This window comes from Agromyces sp. PvR057, assembly GCF_040547485.1.
GTDB lineage: Bacteria > Actinomycetota > Actinomycetes > Actinomycetales > Microbacteriaceae > Agromyces.
The window spans coordinates 38,292-59,899 of record NZ_JBEPPT010000007.1 but is presented as its reverse complement, the minus strand read 5'-3'; the positions used below and the strand labels follow the sequence as shown (position 1 = coordinate 59,899).

Sequence of the window (21,608 nt, the reverse complement as noted above, 5' to 3'; positions counted from 1 at the left end):
TCCGTTCCCCCGTGCCCGGTGCCGGCATCGCCCGGTGCCGGCGTCCCACTCGACCCGGCAGGAAGGGGTCGTGCCCGGGCGGGTTCCCCCGCCGCCCGGGCACGACGTCTCAGGCCCGGTGCTCCGCGTCGTGCGGAGCGTGCAGGGCGTCGGATTCGAGCGTCGCGGCGACCTCGTCCCGGCCGTCACCGACCTCGGGGCCGGCACGCCAGAGCTTGGACGGCCACCAGATCACGCGTCCGAGGTCGTAGGCGAGCGCCGGCACGAGCAGCGAGCGCACGAGGAACGTGTCCAGCAGCACGCCGAACGCGACGATGAACGCGAGCTGCGCGAGGAAGAGGATCGGCAGCACGCCGAGTGCCGCGAACGTCGCCGCGAGCACGAGTCCCGCAGAGGTGATCACGCCGCCCGTGACGACGAGCCCGCGCAGCACGCCCTGACGGGTGCCGTGCGTGACGGACTCCTCGCGCACGCGGGTCATCAGGAAGATGTTGTAGTCCACCCCGAGCGCCACGAGGAACACGAAGCCGAAGAGCGGCACCACCGGATCGGCGCCCGCGAAGTCGAACACCTGGTTGAACACGATCGCCGAGACCCCGAGGGCGGCGCCGAACGAGAGCACCACCGTGGCGATGAGCAGCAGCGGCGCGACGATCGCGCGGAGCAGCAGCATCAGGATCAGCAGGATCACGCCGAGCACGAGCGGGATGATGAGGTTGCGGTCGTGGATCGACGCGACCTTCGTGTCGAGCGCCACGGCGGTGACGCCGCCGACGAGCACCGGCTGGTCGGTCGTCGAGACATCCGCGAGCCCGTCGCGCAACGCCGTCACGGTGTCCTCGGCCGCGTCGGAGTCGCTCGCGTCGGCCAGCGTCGCGTCGAGCTGCACCAGCCCGTCGACGACGGTCGGCTCGCCCGCAGGGGTGCCGGGAGGCCCGAGCGGCTGGATGCCGTCCTCGGTGACCGGGAGCGACCCGCTCGGCGAATCCTCGGAGACGACCGAGAGCGAATCGACGCCGTCGGTGGCGAGCACGACCTCGGCGACCGCCTCGAGGTCCTCCTCCGACGCGATGATGACCGCCGGAGTGCCGGAGCCGCCCGGGAAGTGCTCGCTCAACAGGGCCTGACCGTCGCGCGCCTCGGAGTTGCCGAGCACGAACTCGCTCGAGGGCACGCCATCCGCCTTCAGCTGCGTCACGCCGAGCGCCATGACGGCCAGCAGCAGGGTGGAGACGATCCATGTGATGCGCGGGCGACGCGCCACGAGCCGAGCCACCTTGGGCCAGATGCCCCGGCGTGCGACGACGTCGTCGGCCTCGACGTGCGCGCCGACCTTCGGACGCACGGGCCAGAACGCCGCACGACCGGCCCAGAACATCAGGGCGGGCAGCAGCGTCAGCGAGGTGAGCAGCGCGAACGCGATGCCGATCGCCGAGACGGGGCCGAGCAGCTTGTTCGACGTCAGGTCGCTCGCGAGCAGCATGAGCAGGCCGGCGATCACCGTGCCGCCCGAGGCGAGGATCGGCTCCCATGAGCCGCGGAGTGCGGCCCACGTGGCATCCCACTTGCGCTCGTGCAGGTGCAGCGCCTCGCGGTACCGCGCGATGTAGAGCAGCGAGTAGTCGGTCGCGGCGCCGATCACGAGGATGAACAGGATGCCCTGCGTCTGGCCGTTGAGCACGAGCACGTCGGCCTGCGCCAGCGACACGACGACGAGCACCGACGCGCACAGTGCCGTGAGGCTCGTGCCGAGCACGATGAACGGCAGCAGCGGCGAGCGGTAGACGATCACGAGGATCAGGAACACCGCGCCGAACGCCACGAGCAGCAGGAGCCCGTCGATGCCGGCGAACGCGGCCGAGAGGTCGGTCGTGAAACCGGCGGGTCCGGTCACCGCGGCGTCGAGGCCGTCTCCGGATGTCTCGGCGACCCGCTCGCGGATCTCGCCGACGACCTCCTTCACCTCGGCCGACGAGTCGACCTGCACGAAGACCTCGGCGGCCTCGCCGTCCTCGGACTCGACCGCGGGCGAGACGCCGTCGGAGAGCACGCCGTCGACGGCCGCGAACGCCTCCGCATCGTCGGCGATGGCCGTGAGGTCGGCCTCGGTGAGGCCGCCGTCGCGGGCGTAGACGACGATCGCGGGGATCGCCTCGTCACCGCGGAACTCGGACTGGAGCGCCTGCACCTCCGCCGATTCCGACGACGCGGGCAGGAACTGGGCCTGGTCGTTCTCGACGACATCGCTGAGGGTGCCGAACGAGGCGCCACCGGCGCCGAAGGCGGCGAACCAGACGAGGATCAGGACGGTGGGCAGGAGCACCCTGAGCCAGGTCGGGACGCGACCGGATCGGGCGGGGGCGGGAGCTGACTCGTTCATCACCCTCGACGCTACGCGCGCGGGTCGGGCGGGAGCGTCCGTCGAATGGTTGAACGTCGGCGCTCGACCGGTGCCCGGTGCGCACTCGGTCGGATCACCGGTCGAGCGGCGGGCACGACGAGGATCAGTCGGCCGAGACCCCGTGGCCGGCCTGCACCGTGCGGATCTGGGTGAGCACCAGGGTGCGCAGCACCTCCGGGGCGCTCTCCTTGCAGGCGCGCTGCATCACCTCGGTGATGGCGACGCCCACGCGCACCTCGTTGCGGCAGTCGGAGCAGTTCTCGACATGCGCACGGATGTCCGCGGCATCCGCACTGGCGAGTTCGTGGTGCAGGTACTCCTCGAGTTCTGCGCGGGCCTTCTCACAGCCGCAGTCGTTCATTTCGGGCTCCTCGGCAGCTTCTGCCTCTTGGTGGTCGACGCCGAGGCAGTGGCGATGCCCTGCTCCTGCGCGTACTCGGCGAGGGACTCGCGGAGGAGCCGCCTGCCTCGATGCAGTCGGCTCATCACGGTCCCGATGGGGGTGTTCATCATGTCGGCGATCTCCTGGTAGGAGAAGCCCTCGACATCGGCGAAGTAGACCGCGAGGCGGAAGTCCTCGGGCAGCGCCTGCAACGCGTCCTTGACGGCGCTGTCGGGCAGGTGGTCGATCGCCTCGGCCTCGGCAGAGCGCGTCGATCGCGCCGTGGTCGATTCCGCACCGCCGAGCTGCCAGTCCTCCAACTCGTCGATCGTGCCCTGGTACGGCTCGCGTTGCTTCTTGCGGTACGTGTTGATGAAGGTGTTCGTGAGGATGCGGTACAGCCACGCCTTGAGGTTCGTGCCCTGCGTGAACTGGCCGAAGGCCGCATAGGCCTTCACGAACGTCTCCTGCACGAGATCCTGCGCGTCGGCGGGGTTCTTCGTCATGCGCAGCGCCGCGGCGTACAACTGGTCGAGGAAGGGCAGCGCCTGCTCTTCGAACAGCTCGCCGAGCGGACGCTCGGACTCCGGTGCGGTGTCGATCTCGTCGGCAGTCATCACCCGCCATCCTAGGCCGTCGCCCTGTGACGACCCCCTGCGTCGACCACGGGTCGACAGCGGAGCCGACGTTGGGTGGGACGTCGTGGCCATCGGGGTACGCAGCTCTGCCACGGGCACGCGCATCAACTCCTTCCGCGTTCGCGAACGCTACTGTTGGTAACCGATGCAGATCCAGAAGTATTCCGAGCCAGAGTTCGATCCCTACGGCGATCGCCGGGAGACCGAGCCCGACCCGGGGTGGCTCGCGCCCGTGGCCGCGCAGCCCCTCGACTCGGTGCTCGCCCTGCCGGGGTCGAAGTCGCTGACGAACCGCGAACTCGTGCTCGCGGCCCTCGCCGACGGCCCCTCGACGCTGCACGCGCCGCTGTGGTCGCGCGACAGCGAACTCATGATCGACGCGCTGCGCGCCCTGGGCACACGATTCGAGCGGATGCCGGCGACCGGCGGGTTCGGCGACGACCTCCGCGTCATCCCCGCCGACGAGCTCCTCGGCTCCACGACCGTCGAATGCGGCCTCGCCGGCACCGTCATGCGCTTCGTGCCGCCGGTCGCGGCACTCGCCCTCGGCCCCACCACGTTCGACGGCGACGAGGGCGCCCGCCGCCGGCCGATGGGCGGATCCATCGAGGGCCTCCGCGCACTCGGCGTCGACCTCGACGACGACCGCCGCGGCGCGCTCCCCTTCACCGTGCACGGCACCGGACGCGTCGAGGGCGGCGTGGTCGAACTCGACGCGTCGGCCTCCAGCCAGTTCGTCTCGGGGCTGCTGCTCTCCGCCGCCCGGTTCGAGCGTGGACTCGACCTGCGTCACACCGGCGAGCGCCTGCCGAGCCTGCCGCACATCGAGATGACGATCGAGACGCTGCGGCAGCGCGGCATCGAGGTCGACTCGCCCGAACCCGGCCGATGGGTCGTCGCTCCCGGGCCGATCCGCGCGATCGACGTGGCCATCGAGCCCGACCTGTCGAACGCGGCGCCGTTCCTCGTCGCCGCCCTCGTCGCGGGCGGCAGCGTGAGCATCGTCGGGTGGCCAGAGTCCACCACCCAGGTCGGCGCCCAGCTCGAACACCTGCTCCCCCGATTCGGAGCCCGCGTCGAACGTGCGGGCGACCGGCTCACCGTGCAGGCGCCCGAGCGCTCGAGCGACGGCGGCCGAGGCATCCGCGGAGCCGATCTCGACCTGTCGGAGGCCGGCGAGCTCGTGCCGAACCTCGTGGCGCTCGCGGCCTTCGCCGACGATCCGAGCACGTTCACCGGCATCGGGCACATCCGCCACCACGAGACCGACCGGCTCGCCGCGCTCGTCGCCGAGCTCAACGGCCTCGGCGGCGACGTGAGCGAACTCGACGACGGCCTGCGCATCGTGCCCGCCCCGCTGCACGGCGGCCCATGGCGCGCCTACGCCGACCACCGCATGGCGACCACGGGCGCGATCGTCGGACTCGGCGTCGACGGCGTGATCATCGACGACATCGGCTCCACGAGCAAGACCCTGCCCCAGTTCACGGCGCTGTGGGAGCAGATGCTCGCATGAGCTGGTGGGACGCTGACGGCGACGACGACGAACCCGAGTTCGACGAGTCGAGCATCCGGGTGCGTCCCAATCGACGCGGCAGCCGGCCCCGCACGAAGGTGCGCCCGCAGCACGCCGACGCCGTCGAGGGTCTCGTGCTCGGCGTCGACCGGGGCCGCTACACGGTGCTCATCGACGAGGACGGCCCCGACGAGCGCACCCTGACGGCCGCGCGGGCGAGCGAACTGCGCCGCAAGTCCGTCGTGACCGGCGACCACGTCGACCTCGTCGGCGATGCGACCGGTGACGTCGGCACCCTCGCGCGCATCGTGCGCGTTCGCGAACGCAGCACCCTGCTCCGGCGCAGCGCCGACGACACCGACGACGTCGAGCGCGTCATCGTCGCCAACGCCGACCAGATGCTCATCGTCGTCGCCGCGGCGAACCCCGAGCCGCGCATCAGGCTCGTCGACCGATACCTCGTCGCCGCGTACGACGCGCGCATCCAGCCGATCCTCTGCATCACCAAGACCGACCTCGCCGATCCTTCGGAATTCCTCGAGAACTTCGCGGGCCTCGACCTGCCGGTCGTGCGCTCGCGCACCGACGACATGCCGCTCGGGCTCATCACCGCCGAGCTCGTGGGCCACCGCACGGTGTTCGTCGGCCACTCCGGCGTCGGCAAGTCGACGCTCGTGAACGCACTCGTGCCAGGAGCCGACCGCGCCACCGGCGTCGTCAACACCGTCACCGGACGCGGACGCCACACCTCTTCGTCGACCGTCTCGCTCAGGCTCGACTCCCCCGCAGGGCGAGGCTGGGTCATCGACACCCCCGGCGTGCGATCGTTCGGGCTCGGGCACGTCGACCCGTCGAACATCCTCGGCGCCTTCAGCGACCTCGCGCGCATCGCCGAGCTGTGCCCGCGCGGCTGCACCCACCTGCCCGACGCACCCGACTGCGCCATCGTCGAGGCCGTCCAGGCCGGAGAGCTCGGCGACACCGGGCGCGCGCGCCTCGACTCACTGCAGCGGCTGCTCGAGACGTTCCGCTGAGCGACGGCCCCAGTCGCTCACGGGCGGTTCGCGGCATCCGTCGTGCCACCATGGAAGCATGACCGACGCACGACTCGCCCCCGGCGACCTCGCACCAGACTTCACCCTGAACGACCAGGACGGCACCCCGACGACGCTCTCGGAGCTGCGCGGCGAACGGGTCGTGCTGTACTTCTACCCCGAGGCGATGACGCCCGGCTGCACGACCGAGGCATGCGACTTCCGCGACAGCCTCAACTCGTTCGCGTCGGCCGGCGTGCGCGTCATCGGCGTCTCGAAGGATGCCGTCGAGAAGCTCGCCCGGTTCGCCGAGCGCGACCGGCTGAACTACACGCTCCTCTCCGACGAGGACCTCGCCGTGCAGCAGCGCTACGGCGTCTGGGGCGAGAAGCAGCTCTACGGCAAGACCGTGGTCGGCTCGATCCGCTCGACCATGGTGATCGGCGTCGACGGCGTCATCGAGCACGCCTGGTACAACGTCAAGGCCACCGGCCACGTCGCACGCGTGCGGCGCGAGCTCGGACTCGACGGCTAGGCCGTCGCCGCGCCGGTCGCTCGACCGACCGCGGCACGCAGGACACCCCGACGGGCGCCCGCGACGCTCATGCGCCGTGCGGCGCCCGTTCCGCGTCGTCGCGCGTGTAGGCCACGCGCACGGGCGTCCAGAGCAGCAGACCGATCACCGTGATCGCCGGCACGAGCAGCACCCAGCCGACATCGGCACGCGCGAACATGCCCTGGAACGCGCCGACCGCGATCGACACCTGCAGCACCTGCCACACGATCGCCGACGCGCGCGCCCACGGCGCACGGCGGAACGAGCCGATCGCCACCGCCACGACCCACACCGCGGCCAGCACGACGAGCACGAGCAGCGCGATGGCCGTCGCGTACGACGAGGGCGCCATCGAGAGCAGGTCGACCACCAGCCAGACCACGACGGCGACGAGCCCGAGCGCCTCGAGCACGAGCACGGCGTTGACGGTGATCAGCGCGGCACGCACCCCGCCCGCGTCGGATGCGTCCTGCGGCATGTTGGCGCGATCTTCGTCGGTATTCACAGCGTTATCCCATTCACGGCTATTGATTCGCCCTCGTCGCTATGCGAACATTTATGAGGCCGAATTGATGCTCACAGGGACGTGAGCCGATCGATACCGATCCTACTTCCCGTAATTCGGCCTTTCCCCCAAGCAGCACAGCCGGCTACGGCTTGCGCAATCGTGCGCGTCTGCAAACGAAACACATCGCAAGGAGCATCTTCATGGATTGGCGCGACAAGGCCGCCTGCCTCACGGCTGACCCGGAGCTTTTCTTCCCGGTTGGCAACACTGGTCCCGCCGTCGACCAGATCGAGAAGGCGAAGGCCGTGTGCGCCCGATGCACCGTCACCGAGATCTGCCTGCAGTACGCCCTCGAGACCGGCCAGGACTCGGGCGTCTGGGGCGGCCTCAGCGAAGACGAGCGCCGCGCACTCAAGCGCCGCGCTGCCCGCGCACGCCGCGCCGGCTGACCCAGGTCTGCACCACAGCACGGAACGACGCCGTGGCCCTCGAGGCCACGGCGTCGTTCCGTGCGTCCGAGCTCAGACCGACGTGATCCAGCGCAACGGCACCTCGATGGTGACCTCGGTTCCACGGCCGACGACCGTGTGCCAGTCGATCGTGCCGCCGAGCTCGCCCTGGATCAGGGTGCGGACGATCTGCGTGCCGAGGCCCTCCCCGACCTTGCCCTCGGGCAGGCCGGACCCGGTGTCGCGCACCTGCACCGTGAGCATGGTGTCCGATCGGTCGGCGGTGATCTCCACGTCGCCCTCCTGACCGGCCAGTCCGTGCTCGACGGCGTTGGTGACGAGTTCGGTGAGGGCGAGCGCGAGCGGCGTCGCGTACTCGCTCGGCAGCACGCCGAACGATCCGGACCGCTTGGGATGCGCGGTCGTGTTGTGCGCCGAGGCGACCTCGGCGACGAGCAGCAGCGCGCGGTCGAACACCGCGTCGAAGTCCACGTTCTGCGTGAGCCCCTCGGACAGGGTGTCGTGCACGACGGCGATCGCGCCGACGCGACGCATCGCCTGCGTCAGCGCGTCGCGAGCCTCGTCGGAGTGGGTGCGGCGGGCCTGGATGCGCAGCAACGACGCGACGGTCTGCAGGTTGTTCTTCACGCGATGGTGGATCTCGCGGATCGTGGCGTCCTTGGTGATGAGCTCCTGCTCCTGGTGCCGCAACTCGGTCACGTCGCGGCTCAGCACGATCGCACCGATGCGTTCGCCCCTGCGACGGATCGGGATCGCGCGGAGCGACACGGTGACCCCGCGAGACTCGACGTCGGTGCGCCATGGCGCCCGGCCCGTCACGACGAGCGGCAGCGACTCGTCGACGACGAGCTTGCCCGCGAGCAGTCGCGTGGTCACCTCGGCGAGCGATTCGCCCTCGAGCTCGTCGTCGAAGCCCATGCGGTTGAACGCCGAGAGCGCGTTCGGGCTCGCGAAGGTCGTCATGCCGTCGACGTCGAGGCGGATGAGCCCGTCGGAGGCGCGCGGAGCACCCCGTCGAGGGCCCGTCGGGGCACCGAGGTCGGGGAAGTCGCCAGACGCGATCATCTCGAACAGCTCGTCGGCGCACTCGTTGAACGTGAGCTCCTGACGGCTCGCCGTGCGCGTCGCGCCGAGGTTGGTGTGGCGCGTGATCACGGCGACGGGCTCGGGCGCGACCTTGGTACCGGTCGCCGCGAGCCGGCGCATGACCGGCACGGCGCGCACGCGCGTCGGCATCTCCTCGTACCAGTCGGGCGCCGAGGAGTCCGCGATATGCGCCCCGTCGAACGCCTCGTCGACGAGCGCACGCCACTGAGACTTGATCGGCTGACCGACGAAGTCGCGATAGAACAGCGTGGCCGCGCTCGACGGGCGGGAGTGCGCGACGGCGACGAAATCGTCGTCACCGGAGGGCACCCAGAGCACGATGTCGGCGAACGCGAGGTCCGCGAGCAGCTGCAGATCACCGACGAGCATGTGCAGCCAGTCGACATCGGCCTGACTGCTGCGGCCCTGGGCGAGGACGAGATCACTGAGGGTCGACACGGGTCAAGCGTACTGGTCGGATGCCGCGGCGGCGGCCCCAGCGCCACCTGCACGTGGTTTCAGCCTGCGGCGAACCCCGCCTCGGCGCGAAGCGCGGCGAAGCGCCGACGCCGCTCGACGGGCACGACCGGGAGGAACGCGTCGTGCGCGAACCCGCGGAGCGCCGTGCGGAGGGGTGACTTCGGCGCCGCGTCGCGAAGCGTTCTCGCCGTGAGGATCGCGGCGTCGACGGCGCGGCCGTCGTGCGGCAGCAGGACCACCTCGGAGAGCCCGGCGAACCGACGCATCGTCTGGCGCACCTGGCCGTAGGCGTCGATGCCGAGCGCGCTCGTGCGCACCCGGTTCACGACCACCCTGACCCGGGCGGGATCGACATGCTCCACGAGCTCGGCGTGCCCGCGGAGCAGACGCGACAACCCCACCGGGTCGGCGAGCCCGACGGCGACGACCTCGTCGGCCAGGGCGAGCGTGGCGAAGGTCGCGGCGTTTCGCCGCGGGGCGAACTGGTCGCTCGTGAGCTCTTCATCGTGTTCGAGGCTGAATCCGGTGTCGACCACGATGTACTCGGCCCAGTCGCGCATGGCGCCGAGTGCACTGGTGACCCGGTCGCGCGCGAGTTCCGGCCAGCGACTCGGGCCCACGAGGCCGGTGAACACCTCGAACGAGGCGCGCGCACTCGAGTAGCGCTGCGCGATGCGCTCGAGCTCGCCGTGATCGAGCGCGCCGGATCCCGCGAGTCGGCAGGCCGAGGCGAACCCCGGCGCCTCGTCGAGGAGGCCGAGCGAAGGAGCGACCGCGCCGCCGTACGGGTCGGCATCGACGAGGGCCACGCGGTGCCCGGCATCGGCGAGCTCCGCGGCGAGGTTGACGGCCACGGTCGTGCGCCCCGGCGCTCCCGCCGGGCCCCAGACCGCGATGACGGATGCCGCGTTCGCGCGAGCGCCTCCGGTCGCGGGGTCTGGCATGCGCGCGGGCACCGGCACTCCCCCGCTGACGATCGCCTCGAGTTCGCGCCAGGTCGCGGAGAGCTCGAACACCTCGTGCAGTCCGAGTGCACGCGCCTGCGCACGCTCTGCGTCGTTCGCCGCGAGCGCGACGATGCGGACGCCCCTGACGTCGCAGGCCTCGAGCAGCGCGGAGGTCAGGGCTGCGCGGCCCGCGCTCACGAGCACGACTTCAGGCCTGATCGCGTCGAGTGCGGCGATGAGGTCGACCCTGTCGAGGGCGCGACCCACGACGAGGTGCCCGTGCTCGACGGCATCGGGCAGGAGCCGGTCCTCGGTCGCGGGGTCGAGCGCGAAGGCGAGACGGCTCACCGCGCGGCCTGCGGTCGCGCGGGCACGAGATCGATCGCGTCTTCGGCGGCCAGCGCCTGGAGCAGCGCGGCGACCCGCTCGCGCGGGACGAGCAGTTCGACGGCGACGCTCCCGCTGTCGACCATGCCGCCGCCGCCCGTGACGGCGGCGACCTCGGCCTCTGGCACGAGGACGGCCGGCGGCTCGAACTCGCCGCGCTCGACCTGCCTCGCCGACCAGACGTCGACGACGGCGCCCCGGCGCACGCTCTCGGGAAGTGCGGCCCGGCTCGTGACGACGACGGTGGCGAGGCCGGCGCGGTCGACGTCGTCGACCGCGCCCATCGGCACCAGCTCACCGGCACGGACCGTGCTCGTCACGATCAGCCCGGCGTCTGGAATCGCCTCGGGCTCGAGGTAGCGCACCTCGCTCGATCCGAAGCGCACGCGCTCCACCACGAGATCCGACGAGCGGATGCGGTCGCCAGGCACGAGGGTCTCGGCCGCCCGGTACACCTCGGTCGCATCGTCGAGCCCGCTGACCAGCGCGTACACGCCGGCCGTCGAACCCGCGATCAGCACGACGCCGATGACGAGGCGTGGGTCGATGCGGATCGAACCGCGCTCCGAGCGACGAGGCATCCTGCTCCCTTCGGCGGCGCCGACCGCCGCACCGCTGACCATCGTTCCGGATGCCTGCCGAAACACCGTGAAGTTATCCACATCGAGGCACGGATCGCCCGAGCCGGTCGATAATCGAGAAATGAGCACATCCGATGCGAGCGACCTGGCACGGTTCCTGTCCATCGCCGACGCCGCGCAGATGCTCGAGGTCGATGCGGCCACGATCGACGGGCTCATCAGGTCGGGCGAGCTGCCGGCGCTCCGAGTGGGCGACACCGGCCCGTGGCGCATCGAGCGCACGCAGCTCGAGTTCTGGATCGACTTCCGGCTCGAGGAGACCCGACGATCCGCGCTCTGGGAGCAGGGCGAGTTCGCCGACGTCGCCGATTTCTCGAACGTCACGAAACTCGGCCCGCGACGCCTCCACCCCTGACGGCCGCTCCCTCGCCACACGAGTGCGACGAACCGTGACGCTTGACACCCTGGAGCCCCGGCGCTTGACGGCTTGACGCTTCGACGCCCTGACGCTCAGTTCTGCGGGCCGAACGACACGAGCATCACGCGATCGAGCGGCACGATGCGGTAGCCCTGCACCTCGCGCTCGCGCCGCGGCGTGCCCGCGGGGTGGAGTGCGAGGTCGAGGTGGTCACGTGCGACGCGGTCGATCGTGCCGTGCACCCGGCCGCTCTCGGTCAGCACGTGCACGGCCGCACGGCGCCGGCTGAGGTCGCGGAGCGGGAACGCGAGTCCCATCCGGTCGGTCAGGCTCGATGGGACCTCGTCGAGCGGGGCGAGGCTGCGCTCGAGCAGGGCCGGACCGGCGAGCACGGCGGCGATCGCGTCGAACGGCACGATGCAGTGACGGCCGCTGCGATCGCCGTCGAGCTGATCGGCGCTCATCCAGTCGCGACCGAAGGCCGAGGGCCGTATGGCGAGCGTCGCACCGGTGCGCAGCTCGACCCGGATGAACGCCGCGAGATCGTCGTGGATCGCCCGTGACATGCCGGCGAACCGGTCGCGGAGACCCATGCGACCGAGGCGGAGTCGCTCCTCTTCGAGCGCGAGGGCGCGCTCCTCGTCGCGCTGCTCCTGATCGAGTCGCGCCTCCAGGTCGTCGAACAGGAGGTCCCACCGCATGCAGGCACGTTACCCGCGGTGTCGCGATCGCAGTCACGGTTCTCCACAGATCGCGTCCGGCCCTTGACACGTATTCCGTTCCGCTCATACATTCATCGCAGGGTCACCCGAAACGCCCCCCGTTCGGGGGCGGCCACCCCCTCGGCTCACGCCGTCCCTCCCGATGGAGCACCGATGCCCGCACGCCCCGCCCTGCGCACCGACGCGCGCACTTCGTTCATCGACGACGACGAGTTCTTCGGTCCGCAGGCGTCACGGCGCGCCGAGTTGCCCGATCCCTCGTCCATGCTGCAGAGCCTCACGCACTGCGTCGTCGAGGTGATGGCCGGCGCTCGAGACCTCGAGCAACTGGCCCGCTGGGTGACCGATGACGTCTACCGCAGCCTCTCGATGCGCGTGGTGCTCGCGAACCGCTCTCGCCGGGTCAAGGGGGTCGCCCCGCAGCGTCCGGTCTTCCGGCTCGGACGCGTCATCTCCACCGAGCCCGCCGATGGGGTGGTCGAGGCCGTCGTGCTCGTGCACCAACCGCACCGGGTCCGCGCGGTGGCCATCCGCCTCGAGGGGTTCGACCAGCGCTGGCGGGCGAGCGCCATCACGGTGCTCTGAGCCCTTCGCCCTGCCGCGTCTCGGCAGACGCAGAACGGGGTCGATCATCCAGCGGATGATCGACCCCGTTCTCGCTTGACTCAGTTGCCCTTGCGCTCCTGGGCTCGGCGCTCTGCGCGATTCTGCGGAGCAGCGTCGCCCTCTCCGCTGCGCTGACCGAAGGCGCCGCGCGCCTGATCGGCAGCCGGCTGCGGCTGGGACTGCGCCTCGGCGACGGCACGGCGGGCGCGCTGCGTCGCCGCCTGCTGCACCTGTCCGCGCTCGTTGCGCACCTCGACGCCGCCCGAGTCGCTCGGAGCGGAGTAGCTCAGCTTGTCCTGCGGAGCCGTCGGGCGAGAGAGTCCCTTGGCCTCGATCGTCGCGCCGACGCCCTGCGGCGCGACCTCGACCTCGAGGTTGAAGAGGAAGCCGACCGTCTCCTCGCGGATCGAGCCCATCATCTGCTGGAACATCGCGTAGCCCTCGCGCTGGTACTCGACCAGCGGGTCGCGCTGCGCCATGGCACGCAGGCCGATGCCGTCCTTCAGGTAGTCCATCTCGTAGAGGTGGTCGCGCCAACGGCGGTCGATCACCGAGAGCACGACGCGTCGCTCGAGTTCTCGCATCGCGGGGCTGCCGAGCTGCTGCTCGCGCCGCTCGTATGCGAGCTTCGCGTCGGACATGATCTCGCGGCGGATGAACTGCCGGTTCACGCGCCCCTTCTCGCCGGCCTCCGCGACGACCTCGTCGATCGTGATGCCGATGGGATAGAGCGTCTTGAGCTCGGTCCAGAGCGCGTCGAAGTCCCACTCGTCGGGGTTGCCCTCGGCGGTGTGCGAGTCGAGCACCTCGTCGACGACGTCTTCGAGGAAGCGCTGCGTACGCTCGTGCAGGTCGTCGCCCTCGAGCACGTGGCGACGGTCGCCGTAGATGGCCTCGCGCTGACGGTTGAGCACGTCGTCGTACTTGAGCACGTTCTTGCGGATCTCGGCGTTGCGCGCCTCGACCTGCGACTGCGCCGAGCGGATGGCGCGGGAGACGACCTTCGACTCGATGGCCACGTCGTCGGGCACACCGCGCGACATGAGGCTCTCGGCGGCGCCCGCGTTGAACAGGCGCATGAGGTCATCGGTCAGCGACAGGTAGAAGCGGCTCTCGCCCGGGTCGCCCTGACGACCGGAACGACCGCGGAGCTGGTTGTCGATGCGGCGCGACTCGTGCCGCTCGGTTCCGAGCACGTAGAGTCCGCCGGCCTCGAGCACGCGCTCGGCCTCGGTGGCGACCTCGGCCTTGACCGCATCGAACACGGCATCCCACGCGGCCTCGTACTCGTCGGGCGTCTCGACGGGGCTGAGCCCGCGCTCGTGCATCTGCTGCACCGCGAGGAACTCGGCGTTGCCGCCGAGCATGACGTCGGTACCGCGGCCGGCCATGTTCGTGGCGACGGTGACCGAGCCGTAGCGGCCGGCCTGGGCGACGATGGCGGCCTCGCGCGCGTGGTTCTTCGCGTTGAGCACCTCGTGGCGCACGCCCTTCTTGGCGAGCAGGCGCGAGAGGTACTCGCTCTTCTCGACGCTCGTGGTGCCCACGAGCACGGGCTGGCCCTTCTCATGGCGCTCGACGATGTCCTCGACGACCTGGGCGAACTTGACCTCTTCGTTCTTGTAGACGAGGTCGGGCTGGTCGAGACGCAGCATCGGCTTGTTCGTGGGGATCGGGACCACGCCGAGCTTGTACGTCGACATGAACTCGGCGGCCTCGGTCTCGGCGGTGCCGGTCATGCCCGAGAGCTTCTCGTACAGGCGGAAGTAGTTCTGCAGCGTGACCGTGGCGAGGGTCTGGTTCTCGGCCTTGACCTGCACGCCCTCCTTGGCCTCGATCGCCTGGTGGATGCCCTCGTTGTAGCGGCGCCCGACGAGGATGCGGCCGGTGTGCTCATCGACGATCAGCACCTCGCCGTTCATCACGACGTAGTCCTTGTCGCGCTTGAACAAGGCCTTGGCCTTGATCGAGTTGTTCAGGAACGAGATGAGCGGCGTGTTGGCCGACTCGTAGAGGTTGTCGATGCCGAGGTAGTCCTCGACCTTCTCGATGCCGGCCTCGAGCACGCCGACGGTGCGCTTCTTCTCGTCGACCTCGTAGTCCTCGCCCGGCGTGAGGCGGCGCGCGAGGTTCGCGAACTCGGCGAACCACCGGTTCGCCTCGCCCGAGGCCGGGCCGGAGATGATGAGCGGCGTGCGCGCCTCGTCGATGAGGATCGAGTCGACCTCGTCGACGACCGCGAAGAAGTGGCCGCGCTGCACCATGTCGGCCGTCTGCCACGCCATGTTGTCGCGCAGGTAGTCGAAGCCGAACTCGTTGTTCGTGCCGTACGTGATGTCGGCGGCGTACTGCTCGCGGCGCACCTGCGGGTTCTGGCCGGCCACGATGCATCCGGTGGTCATGCCGAGGGCGCGGAACACGCGGCCCATGAGCTCCGACTGGTAGCTCGCGAGGAAGTCGTTGACCGTGATGACGTGCACACCGCGGCTCGCGAGCGCGTTGAGGTACGCGGCCGTGGTCGCGACGAGGGTCTTGCCCTCACCGGTCTTCATCTCGGCGATGTTGCCGAGGTGCAGGGCCGCGCCGCCCATGAGCTGCACGTCGAAGTGACGTAGGCCGAGGGTTCGACGGCTCGCCTCGCGAACGGCGGCGAACGCCTCGGGGAGCAGGTCGTCGAGCGACTCGCCGCTCGCGTACCGCTCGCGGAACTCGACGGTCTCGTGCTTCAGTTCCTCGTCGGTGAGGGCCTTGAAGTCGTCTTCGAGCGCGTTGATGGCCGCCGCGTAATTCTGCAGTCGCTTGAGGGTTCGGCCCTCGCCGACGCGGAGGACCTTCTCCAGAATCGAAGCCACGAATGATCTCCTGTCATTGCGGCGCGCCATGTCTCGGTGGAACGTCCCTCGGGTGGAACGCCGAAGGCACGCCGGTTGCGCCGTATCGACGGCATCATAGCCATGCTAGCGGGCACCCGGCTGGGCGGCGGCGGCGAGCGGCCTGTGCGCCCCGATCGGAATTCGCCCGTCGCGAACGCGGCAACGCCACCGACTCGCGGATCTCGGAGTCGATGGCGCTGCCCGCCCGGTTCGGGCGACGGATGTCGCAGCTACGCGCTGGCGCGCTGCAGGGAGACCTCTTCGTCATCGGTGAACGCGTCGGCGCTCTCGTCGAGCCCGATGAGGCCGTAGTCCCAGCCCTTGCGGCGGTAGACCACGCTCGGCCGGCCGGACTCGGAGTCGACGAAGAGGTAGAAGTCGTGACCGACGAGCTCCATGAACGAGAGCGCGTCGTCGACGGTCATGGGCGCCATCGCGAACACCTTGCGACGGATGACGACGGGGCAGTACACGTCGTCGTCCTCGGGGACCGACGTGTTCTCGTCGATGATCGGGATCGAGCCGGTGCGCACCTGTTCGAGCACCTCGGGGCGCGCGGCCTGCACGCCCACCTCGGCGAATCCGAGATCGGTGGCCTCGCGGATCGATGTGGGCCGGTGCTGCCCTCGATGGACCTTGCGCCGGTCCTTCGCCCGGCGGATGCGTTCGAGCAGCCGGCCGAGGGCGACGTCGAACGCCGCGTACTTGTCTGAGCCGTCGGCCTCGGCCCGGACCACGGGGCCCTTGCCGACGAGGGTGAGCTCGACACGGTCGGGCCCGGTGTTGCCGTTCTTCTCGTGGTGCCGTGAGAGCTTCACGTCGAGCTGAATGGCTCGGTCGGCGAGGTGGGAGATCTTCTCCGACTTCTCGGTCGCATAGGTACGGAATCGATCCGTGATCCCCAGGTTTCGTCCGACGATGTTCAGTTCCATGACGACCTCCATCCACCGACGTGTCACCCGGTTCTGAAGGGTGGTTGGACCACGCCTGTCCTGCCACCGTAGTCTGCGAACCACCGGATGTCACCATCTGTTCACCGTGAGGATCCTGAACGTCGCCCGAGACGGAGGGGGGTCTCGGCGAGCACGGCCAGCGCCTCGACGCTCGCACCCGCGGCGACGAGCGCTCGGCGCGCCTCGAGCAGCGTCGAGCCCGTCGTCAGCACGTCGTCGACGAGCAGGAACCGTCTCCCGTCGAGGCGCTCGCGCGCCACGAGCCCGCCTTCGGCGTTCGCCGCCCTGGCTGCGGCGCCGAGCCCGGCCTGGTCGTCGCGGTCGCGCGCGAGCCGCAGCACCGGCATCGCGCGGAGGCCGCACGCGGCGAGCAGCATCGGGACGGGGCGGTATCCGCGAGCCATGAGCGCCGCGCGCGTCGAGGGCACGGTCGCGACGAGGATGCCCGCGCCGCGTGCGCCCGCCGATCCACGCGGAATGCCGGAGAGCGCGGCGCGGATCGATGCCGCGAGCGCCGGGGCGAGCACCCTCGAGGCATCCGCACGCCCGCCGTCCTTGAAGGCGCCGATGAGCGCGGCGGCGACGCCGCCGTACTCGAGGCCCGCATGCACCCGAAGACCCGCGCGCGACACCTCGACCGGCCGAGCCGCGGCGATCGCGGCACGGCACACCGGGCAGATCGCGAGGTCGGGCCTGCCGCAGCCGGCGCAGGCGACCGGCATCAGGGTCGAGACGGCGTCGGCGAGCGCGGCACGCGAGAGCTCGACAGCGATCGCACCGATCGAGCGAGGGCCGTCAGAGCGATCTCGGCCCGACGGCGTCGACGACGCTCGAGGGTCCCGCAGCGCAGACATGTCTCGAGCCTGCCCGGCGCGCCGCGGCATCCGCCCCTCGCCCGCGTCGAGCGGGTCGGCCCGGCCGAGCGCGAGCCCGGGGAGGAGCGGTCGGGGTCAGCCCGGCAGCTGCGCCGCGACGAAGCGGATGCCGTTCGCCCGCTCCTGCCACCCGACGCCGCTCTGCACGACGAGGGAACCAGATCCGGTGAGCACGCGCACATCGCGGAAGCTGTTGCCGGCATCGAGCTGCCGGCCGTCGACCGGACCGTCGCGGGTGGTTGCGAAGCCGCCGAGGTCCTGCGTGACGATGCGCGTCGAATCCCCGCCGACGAGAGTCAGCGAGGCCACCGAGCGACCGTCGATCCATGCGACGTCGAGCGGCACGCCGTCGACCTCGGCGAGCCGGAGCACCGCGTTGCCGAGCTCGATCGGGGTTCCGTCGACGTTGCGCTCGATCGCGGCGACGACGAAGTAGGTCCGGGTGCCGTCGCCGAGCAGCGCGAGCATGCGCGTGCCGTCGCGGGACACCTCGATCGCGGAGATCGACGATCCGGACCAGGGCACCTCGACCCGCCCGGACGCCTGCCCGTCGGGCGTGAACCAGACCAGCTCGGAAGGCGCAGCGGCCGGAACCGACCAGACGATGCCGGCGCGGTCGACCGCGGGGGTGATCAGACCGGCCCGCGGATCGACGAGCAGCGGCTCCTCCTGCCCGGTCGTGACCACCGACACGCCCGCATCGTTGAGGATCGCCGCAGTCTCGGCGTCCGGACCGATCGCCGCGCCCGTGGCCGCGGCCCTGGCGACCTGCCCCGACAGTCCCTCGATCGGGGTGATGCCGTCGCCCGAGGTCGAGAGGTAGCCGAGCGTCTCGCCGTCGAACACGACCGGTCGGGGGTCGACCCGAGGATCGCGCGCCGGCGGATCGGCCGGCTCACCGGCATCCGATTCGACGCCGTTCAGGATGAGCGACACGTCGCCGACGTTGCGCACGCTGCCGATGAGGCTCTCGTCGAGCTGCAGCTGCATGCGCTGCGCGGCCGAGACGTCGTCGAAGGCGGCGCCCGTGAGCGACACCTCGGCGACGCGGCCGGAGATCGGGACCGCGGCGGGCGAGAGCTCGGTGCCCTCTGGGAACGCCGAGACCACGCCGGGGTCGAGCCATTCGGCGGGGCCGGCGATCAGGGCCTGCACGACGCTCGTCTGCGCCGAGTCGCGGCCTGCGAACCAGCGCGAGTCCGGCACCAGGTAGCGGAAGACGGGGTCGAAGAAGTACAGCGTGTACTCGCGGAACACCTGGGCGAAGTTCGCCACGTCGATGACGATGCCGGAGGGCGCGCTCGAGATGCGCCACTGTCCGTCGACCTGCTCGAACCGGTAGTCGAGTTCGAGCGGCGCCTCCGATGCGGCCACCTCGTACTGGCCGTTGTTCCGCAGCGAGGCGGCCGGGGTCGCCGTCAGCCGTTGCTCGGTGTCGGACACGGTCTCGAACTTGCGGTCGGCGAGCACGTCGATGGTGGCGCCGGTGTCCGCCTGCCACTCCTCGGCGAACGCCGGGGTGAGGAAGTCGTACGCCGCCCGGTAGTTGTTCTGCGGGCTCAGCGCGGCGGTGAGGAAGCCCTCGAGGATCTGCTGCTGCGTGCCGTCGACGATCGGCGGGTCGACGAGGATGTCGAGGTCGAGCGACGACGCGTCGGTCGGCGCAGGATCGCCCTGCTGCACCTTTCCGGAACTCGGAATGGACACGCACCCGGTGAGCAGCAATGACAGGACGACGACGGATGCCGCGAGCAGGCCCCTACGCATCGTGCACCTCGCGATCGTCGTCGGGCAGGATCGCGCCGACGGAGGCCGTCGGCGGCGGCCCCGCAGCACCGGGATCGTCGGGCTCGAGCGGCAACGGCGGCACGACCGCACCGGGGCCGGCGGGTTCGCCCCCGACGTGGGTCGACCGGGGCAGGGTGAGTCGGAACACGCTGCCCTGCTCGGGGCGCGACCACACGTCGAGCCGGCCGCCGTGCGCGACGGCGTCCTCGAGCGAGATCGCCAGCCCCAGCCCGGTGCCGCCGATGGTGCGCACGCGGCTCGGGTCGGCACGCCAGAAGCGGTCGAAGACGCGCTCGGCCGCCTCTGGCGACATGCCGAGGCCGTAGTCGCGCACCGAGAGCGCGATCGCCGTGGCGTTGCTGTCGACCGCCACGACGATGGGCCGGCCCTCGCCGTGCTCGATCGCGTTGCCGAGCAGGTTGGTGACGATGCGGCGGATGCGGCGCGGGTCGACCTCGGCGTCGAGGTGGCCGCCCGGTGCTTCGAGGCGCAGCTCGGAGCCGCGCTCGCGGGCGAGGCCGTTCATGGACTCGATGACGTCGCCGGCGAGGTGCACGAGGTTCGTCGGCTCGGTGGTCAGGGTCACCGAACCGGCGTCGTAGCGGCTGATCTCGAGCAGGTCGGCGAGCAGGCGTTCGAACCGCTCGGTCTGCGTGTGCAGCAACTCCACCGTGCGCGCCGTCGGGCCGGCGAAGTCCTCGCGCTGGCCGTACAGCACGTCGCCGGCGAGCCGGATGGTGGTGAGCGGGGTGCGCAGCTCGTGCGAGACATCCGACACGAAGCGCTGCTGCATGACCGAGAGCTCGGCGAGCTCCCTGATGCGCTCGCGCAGGCTGTCGGCCATGCCGTTGAAGGATGCCGCGAGCGATGCGAGCTCGTCTTCGCCGCGTTCGGGGATGCGCACGTTGAGATCGCCTGCGGCGAGGCGACGACTCGTCGACGCGGTCGTGCGGATCGGCTCGATCACGCCGCGCACGACGACGAGCGTGATGGCGCTGAGCAGGGCGAGGAGCGCGAGCGCGCCGACGGTGCCGGTGACCTGCATGAACGCGAGGGTCCGCTCGGCCTCGGCGAGGTTGTAGCCGATGTACAGCTCGTAGCGGCCGGCTCCGGCGGGCACCTGGAGCACGCTGCCGACGACGATGCCGGGGTCGGTGCCGCCCGAGGAGTTCTCGAGGGCGACCGACTGCCAGTACTGACGCTCGGTGTGCTGCTGCACCTGCGCGCGGAGCTCAGGCGAGATGACGCCGGCGAGATCGGGGCTCAGCCGGTCGGGGGGCGCGTTGGTGCTCGGGGCGGCCTCCGGGTCGCGGAACAGCGCCACGTCGTTCGTGCCGGCGATGCTCGTGACGGTGTCGAGGGTGGCCTTCATGAGCAGCTGCAGCGAGCCCCGGTCGGCCGCGTCAGAGGAGTCGAGGATGAGCTGTGCGGCGGCGGTGGCGTTGTTCGATGCCTCGAGCACGCGCGAGCGCTGGTCCTGGAACAGGTTCGAGGCGACGCTGAACGAGATGTAGAGCCCGATCACGAGGATCGCGAGGCTCGAGAGGCCGAGCGTGATGAAGACCGTGCGCACCTGCAGCGAGCGACGCCACACCGCCAGGAGGCGTCGCCGGACGGCACGCCACGAGCCCGTGGCACGCGAGTCGTCGACGGCGGTGGCCACTGCCGTCAGGTGGTCGCGCCGGCCCGGTACCCGACGCCGCGCACGGTCATGACGATGCGCGGGTTGTCGGGGTCGTGCTCGACCTTCGCCCGGAGCCGCTGCACGTGCACGTTCACGAGCCGCGTGTCGGCCTTGTAGTGGTAGCCCCACACCTGTTCGAGCAGCATCTCGCGCGTGAACACCTGCTGCGGCTTGGAGGCGAGGGTCAGCAGCAGGTCGAACTCGAGCGGCGTGAGCGAGATGCGCTCGTCGCCACGGCGCACCTCGTGGCCGGCGGCGTCGATCGTGAGGTCGCCCACCGCGTAGGTCTCGACGGACGACTCGGGCGTCGGGCGGAGGCGCGTGCGGATGCGGGCGACGAGCTCTTTGGGGTTGAACGGCTTGACCATGTAGTCGTCGGCGCCGGACTCGAGCCCCTTGACGACGTCGGCCGTGTCGCTCTTCGCCGTGAGCATGATGATCGGCGTGCCGGACTCGGCGCGGATGCGGGCGCACACCTCGATGCCGTCCATGCCGGGCAGCATCAGGTCGAGCAGCACCAGGTCGGGCCGCGTCTCGCGGAACGCCGCGAGCGCGCTCGGACCGTCGCCGCAGAACACCGGATCGAACCCCTCGGTGCGCAGCACGATGCCGATCATCTCGGCGAGGGCCGTGTCGTCGTCGACGACGAGTACTCGTGAAGTCATCGGTTCATTCCTGTGATGCTGCGCCGGAGCCTGTGCAT

Annotated in this window: 20 protein-coding genes; 6 read left to right on the top strand and 14 right to left on the bottom strand. The window is 70.7% G+C overall.

Translation table 11 applies throughout. From position 1 onward, the window contains the following. Nucleotides 1-109 precede the first annotated feature (109 nt). The 3 genes from ABIC29_RS18920 to ABIC29_RS18910 all read right to left on the bottom strand — a co-directional run bounded on the left by ABIC29_RS18920 (nucleotide 110) and on the right by ABIC29_RS18910 (nucleotide 3,400). Nucleotides 110-2,380 (bottom strand): MMPL family transporter, encoded by a 2,271-nt coding sequence (locus ABIC29_RS18920; RefSeq protein ID WP_354248024.1) that lies wholly within the window; start codon nucleotides 2,378-2,380, stop codon nucleotides 110-112. Between the two features lie 124 nt (nucleotides 2,381-2,504). Continuing rightward, a complete protein-coding gene (locus ABIC29_RS18915; protein WP_116083202.1) occupies nucleotides 2,505-2,762 on the bottom strand; it encodes a zf-HC2 domain-containing protein in 258 nt (85 codons plus the stop codon). Next, entirely contained in the window at nucleotides 2,759-3,400 is a 642-nt protein-coding gene (locus ABIC29_RS18910) for a sigma-70 family RNA polymerase sigma factor (protein ID WP_116083205.1), read from the bottom strand. The genes ABIC29_RS18915 and ABIC29_RS18910 overlap by 4 nt, the downstream gene beginning before the upstream one ends. Nucleotides 3,401-3,566: 166 nt before the next feature. On the opposite strand from ABIC29_RS18910, the gene aroA reads away from it, so the two are divergent. The 3 genes from aroA to bcp are packed head-to-tail and all read left to right on the top strand — an operon-like array spanning nucleotide 3,567 to nucleotide 6,506. Continuing rightward, nucleotides 3,567-4,937: a 3-phosphoshikimate 1-carboxyvinyltransferase gene (gene aroA / locus ABIC29_RS18905; RefSeq protein ID WP_116083207.1), complete on the top strand. Its 1,371-nt coding sequence runs from the start codon at nucleotides 3,567-3,569 to the stop codon at nucleotides 4,935-4,937. Continuing rightward, nucleotides 4,934-5,971: a ribosome small subunit-dependent GTPase A gene (gene rsgA / locus ABIC29_RS18900; protein WP_116084741.1), complete on the top strand. Its 1,038-nt coding sequence runs from the start codon at nucleotides 4,934-4,936 to the stop codon at nucleotides 5,969-5,971. Before aroA ends, rsgA begins: the two co-directional genes overlap by 4 nt. A 58-nt stretch (nucleotides 5,972-6,029) precedes the next feature. Further along, complete coding sequence (gene bcp, locus ABIC29_RS18895; RefSeq protein ID WP_116083210.1) at nucleotides 6,030-6,506, top strand: thioredoxin-dependent thiol peroxidase; 477 nt, start codon at nucleotides 6,030-6,032, stop codon at nucleotides 6,504-6,506. 67 nt (nucleotides 6,507-6,573) lie between these two features. Here bcp and ABIC29_RS18890 read toward each other — a convergent pair whose 3' ends face one another. Further along, a complete protein-coding gene (locus tag ABIC29_RS18890; protein WP_354248019.1) occupies nucleotides 6,574-7,032 on the bottom strand; it encodes a hypothetical protein in 459 nt (152 codons plus the stop codon). A gap of 203 nt (nucleotides 7,033-7,235) precedes the next feature. Here ABIC29_RS18890 and ABIC29_RS18885 point away from each other — a divergent pair, with 203 nt between their 5' ends. After that, entirely contained in the window at nucleotides 7,236-7,484 is a 249-nt protein-coding gene (locus ABIC29_RS18885) for a WhiB family transcriptional regulator (RefSeq protein ID WP_055859573.1), read from the top strand. A gap of 72 nt (nucleotides 7,485-7,556) precedes the next feature. On the opposite strand, the gene ABIC29_RS18880 is transcribed toward ABIC29_RS18885, so the two are convergent. The 3 genes from ABIC29_RS18880 to ABIC29_RS18870 are packed head-to-tail and all read right to left on the bottom strand — an operon-like array spanning nucleotide 7,557 to nucleotide 10,986. Beyond that, nucleotides 7,557-9,050 carry a sensor histidine kinase gene (locus ABIC29_RS18880; RefSeq protein ID WP_116083212.1) on the bottom strand — a complete coding sequence of 498 codons (1,494 nt, stop codon included), beginning with the start codon at nucleotides 9,048-9,050 and terminating at the stop codon, nucleotides 7,557-7,559. Between the two features lie 59 nt (nucleotides 9,051-9,109). Next, nucleotides 9,110-10,366, bottom strand: a complete 1,257-nt coding sequence (locus tag ABIC29_RS18875) for a CpaE/TadZ family protein (RefSeq protein WP_116083215.1) — start codon at nucleotides 10,364-10,366, stop codon at nucleotides 9,110-9,112. After that, nucleotides 10,363-10,986 (bottom strand): hypothetical protein, encoded by a 624-nt coding sequence (locus ABIC29_RS18870; protein WP_158551816.1) that lies wholly within the window; start codon nucleotides 10,984-10,986, stop codon nucleotides 10,363-10,365. The genes ABIC29_RS18875 and ABIC29_RS18870 overlap by 4 nt, the downstream gene beginning before the upstream one ends. Before the next feature lie 121 nt (nucleotides 10,987-11,107). Between ABIC29_RS18870 and ABIC29_RS18865 the strand changes: the two genes are divergently transcribed. Further along, on the top strand, nucleotides 11,108-11,401 hold the full coding sequence (locus ABIC29_RS18865; RefSeq protein ID WP_158551817.1) for a helix-turn-helix domain-containing protein: 294 nt from the start codon (nucleotides 11,108-11,110) through the stop codon (nucleotides 11,399-11,401). Nucleotides 11,402-11,496: 95 nt separating this feature from the next. On the opposite strand, the gene ABIC29_RS18860 is transcribed toward ABIC29_RS18865, so the two are convergent. Then, entirely contained in the window at nucleotides 11,497-12,105 is a 609-nt protein-coding gene (locus ABIC29_RS18860; protein WP_116083223.1) for a hypothetical protein, read from the bottom strand. A 174-nt stretch (nucleotides 12,106-12,279) separates the two neighbouring features. Here ABIC29_RS18860 and ABIC29_RS18855 point away from each other — a divergent pair, with 174 nt between their 5' ends. Continuing rightward, nucleotides 12,280-12,711: an Rv3235 family protein gene (locus tag ABIC29_RS18855; RefSeq protein ID WP_354248013.1), complete on the top strand. Its 432-nt coding sequence runs from the start codon at nucleotides 12,280-12,282 to the stop codon at nucleotides 12,709-12,711. Nucleotides 12,712-12,791: 80 nt separating this feature from the next. Here ABIC29_RS18855 and secA read toward each other — a convergent pair whose 3' ends face one another. From secA to mtrA, 6 genes are all read right to left on the bottom strand, one after another. Further along, on the bottom strand, nucleotides 12,792-15,584 hold the full coding sequence (gene secA, locus ABIC29_RS18850; protein ID WP_116083226.1) for a preprotein translocase subunit SecA: 2,793 nt from the start codon (nucleotides 15,582-15,584) through the stop codon (nucleotides 12,792-12,794). Nucleotides 15,585-15,835: 251 nt separating this feature from the next. Continuing rightward, entirely contained in the window at nucleotides 15,836-16,537 is a 702-nt protein-coding gene (gene hpf, locus ABIC29_RS18845; RefSeq protein ID WP_116083228.1) for a ribosome hibernation-promoting factor, HPF/YfiA family, read from the bottom strand. 101 nt (nucleotides 16,538-16,638) lie between these two features. After that, nucleotides 16,639-17,412, bottom strand: a complete 774-nt coding sequence (locus ABIC29_RS18840; protein ID WP_116083231.1) for a ComF family protein — start codon at nucleotides 17,410-17,412, stop codon at nucleotides 16,639-16,641. A gap of 96 nt (nucleotides 17,413-17,508) precedes the next feature. Then, a complete protein-coding gene (locus ABIC29_RS18835; RefSeq protein ID WP_116083233.1) occupies nucleotides 17,509-19,200 on the bottom strand; it encodes an LpqB family beta-propeller domain-containing protein in 1,692 nt (563 codons plus the stop codon). Beyond that, on the bottom strand, nucleotides 19,193-20,884 hold the full coding sequence (mtrB, locus tag ABIC29_RS18830; RefSeq protein WP_354248008.1) for an MtrAB system histidine kinase MtrB: 1,692 nt from the start codon (nucleotides 20,882-20,884) through the stop codon (nucleotides 19,193-19,195). The genes ABIC29_RS18835 and mtrB overlap by 8 nt, the downstream gene beginning before the upstream one ends. A 5-nt stretch (nucleotides 20,885-20,889) precedes the next feature. Then, complete coding sequence (mtrA, locus tag ABIC29_RS18825; protein ID WP_116083239.1) at nucleotides 20,890-21,570, bottom strand: MtrAB system response regulator MtrA; 681 nt, start codon at nucleotides 21,568-21,570, stop codon at nucleotides 20,890-20,892. Nucleotides 21,571-21,608 lie beyond the last annotated feature (38 nt).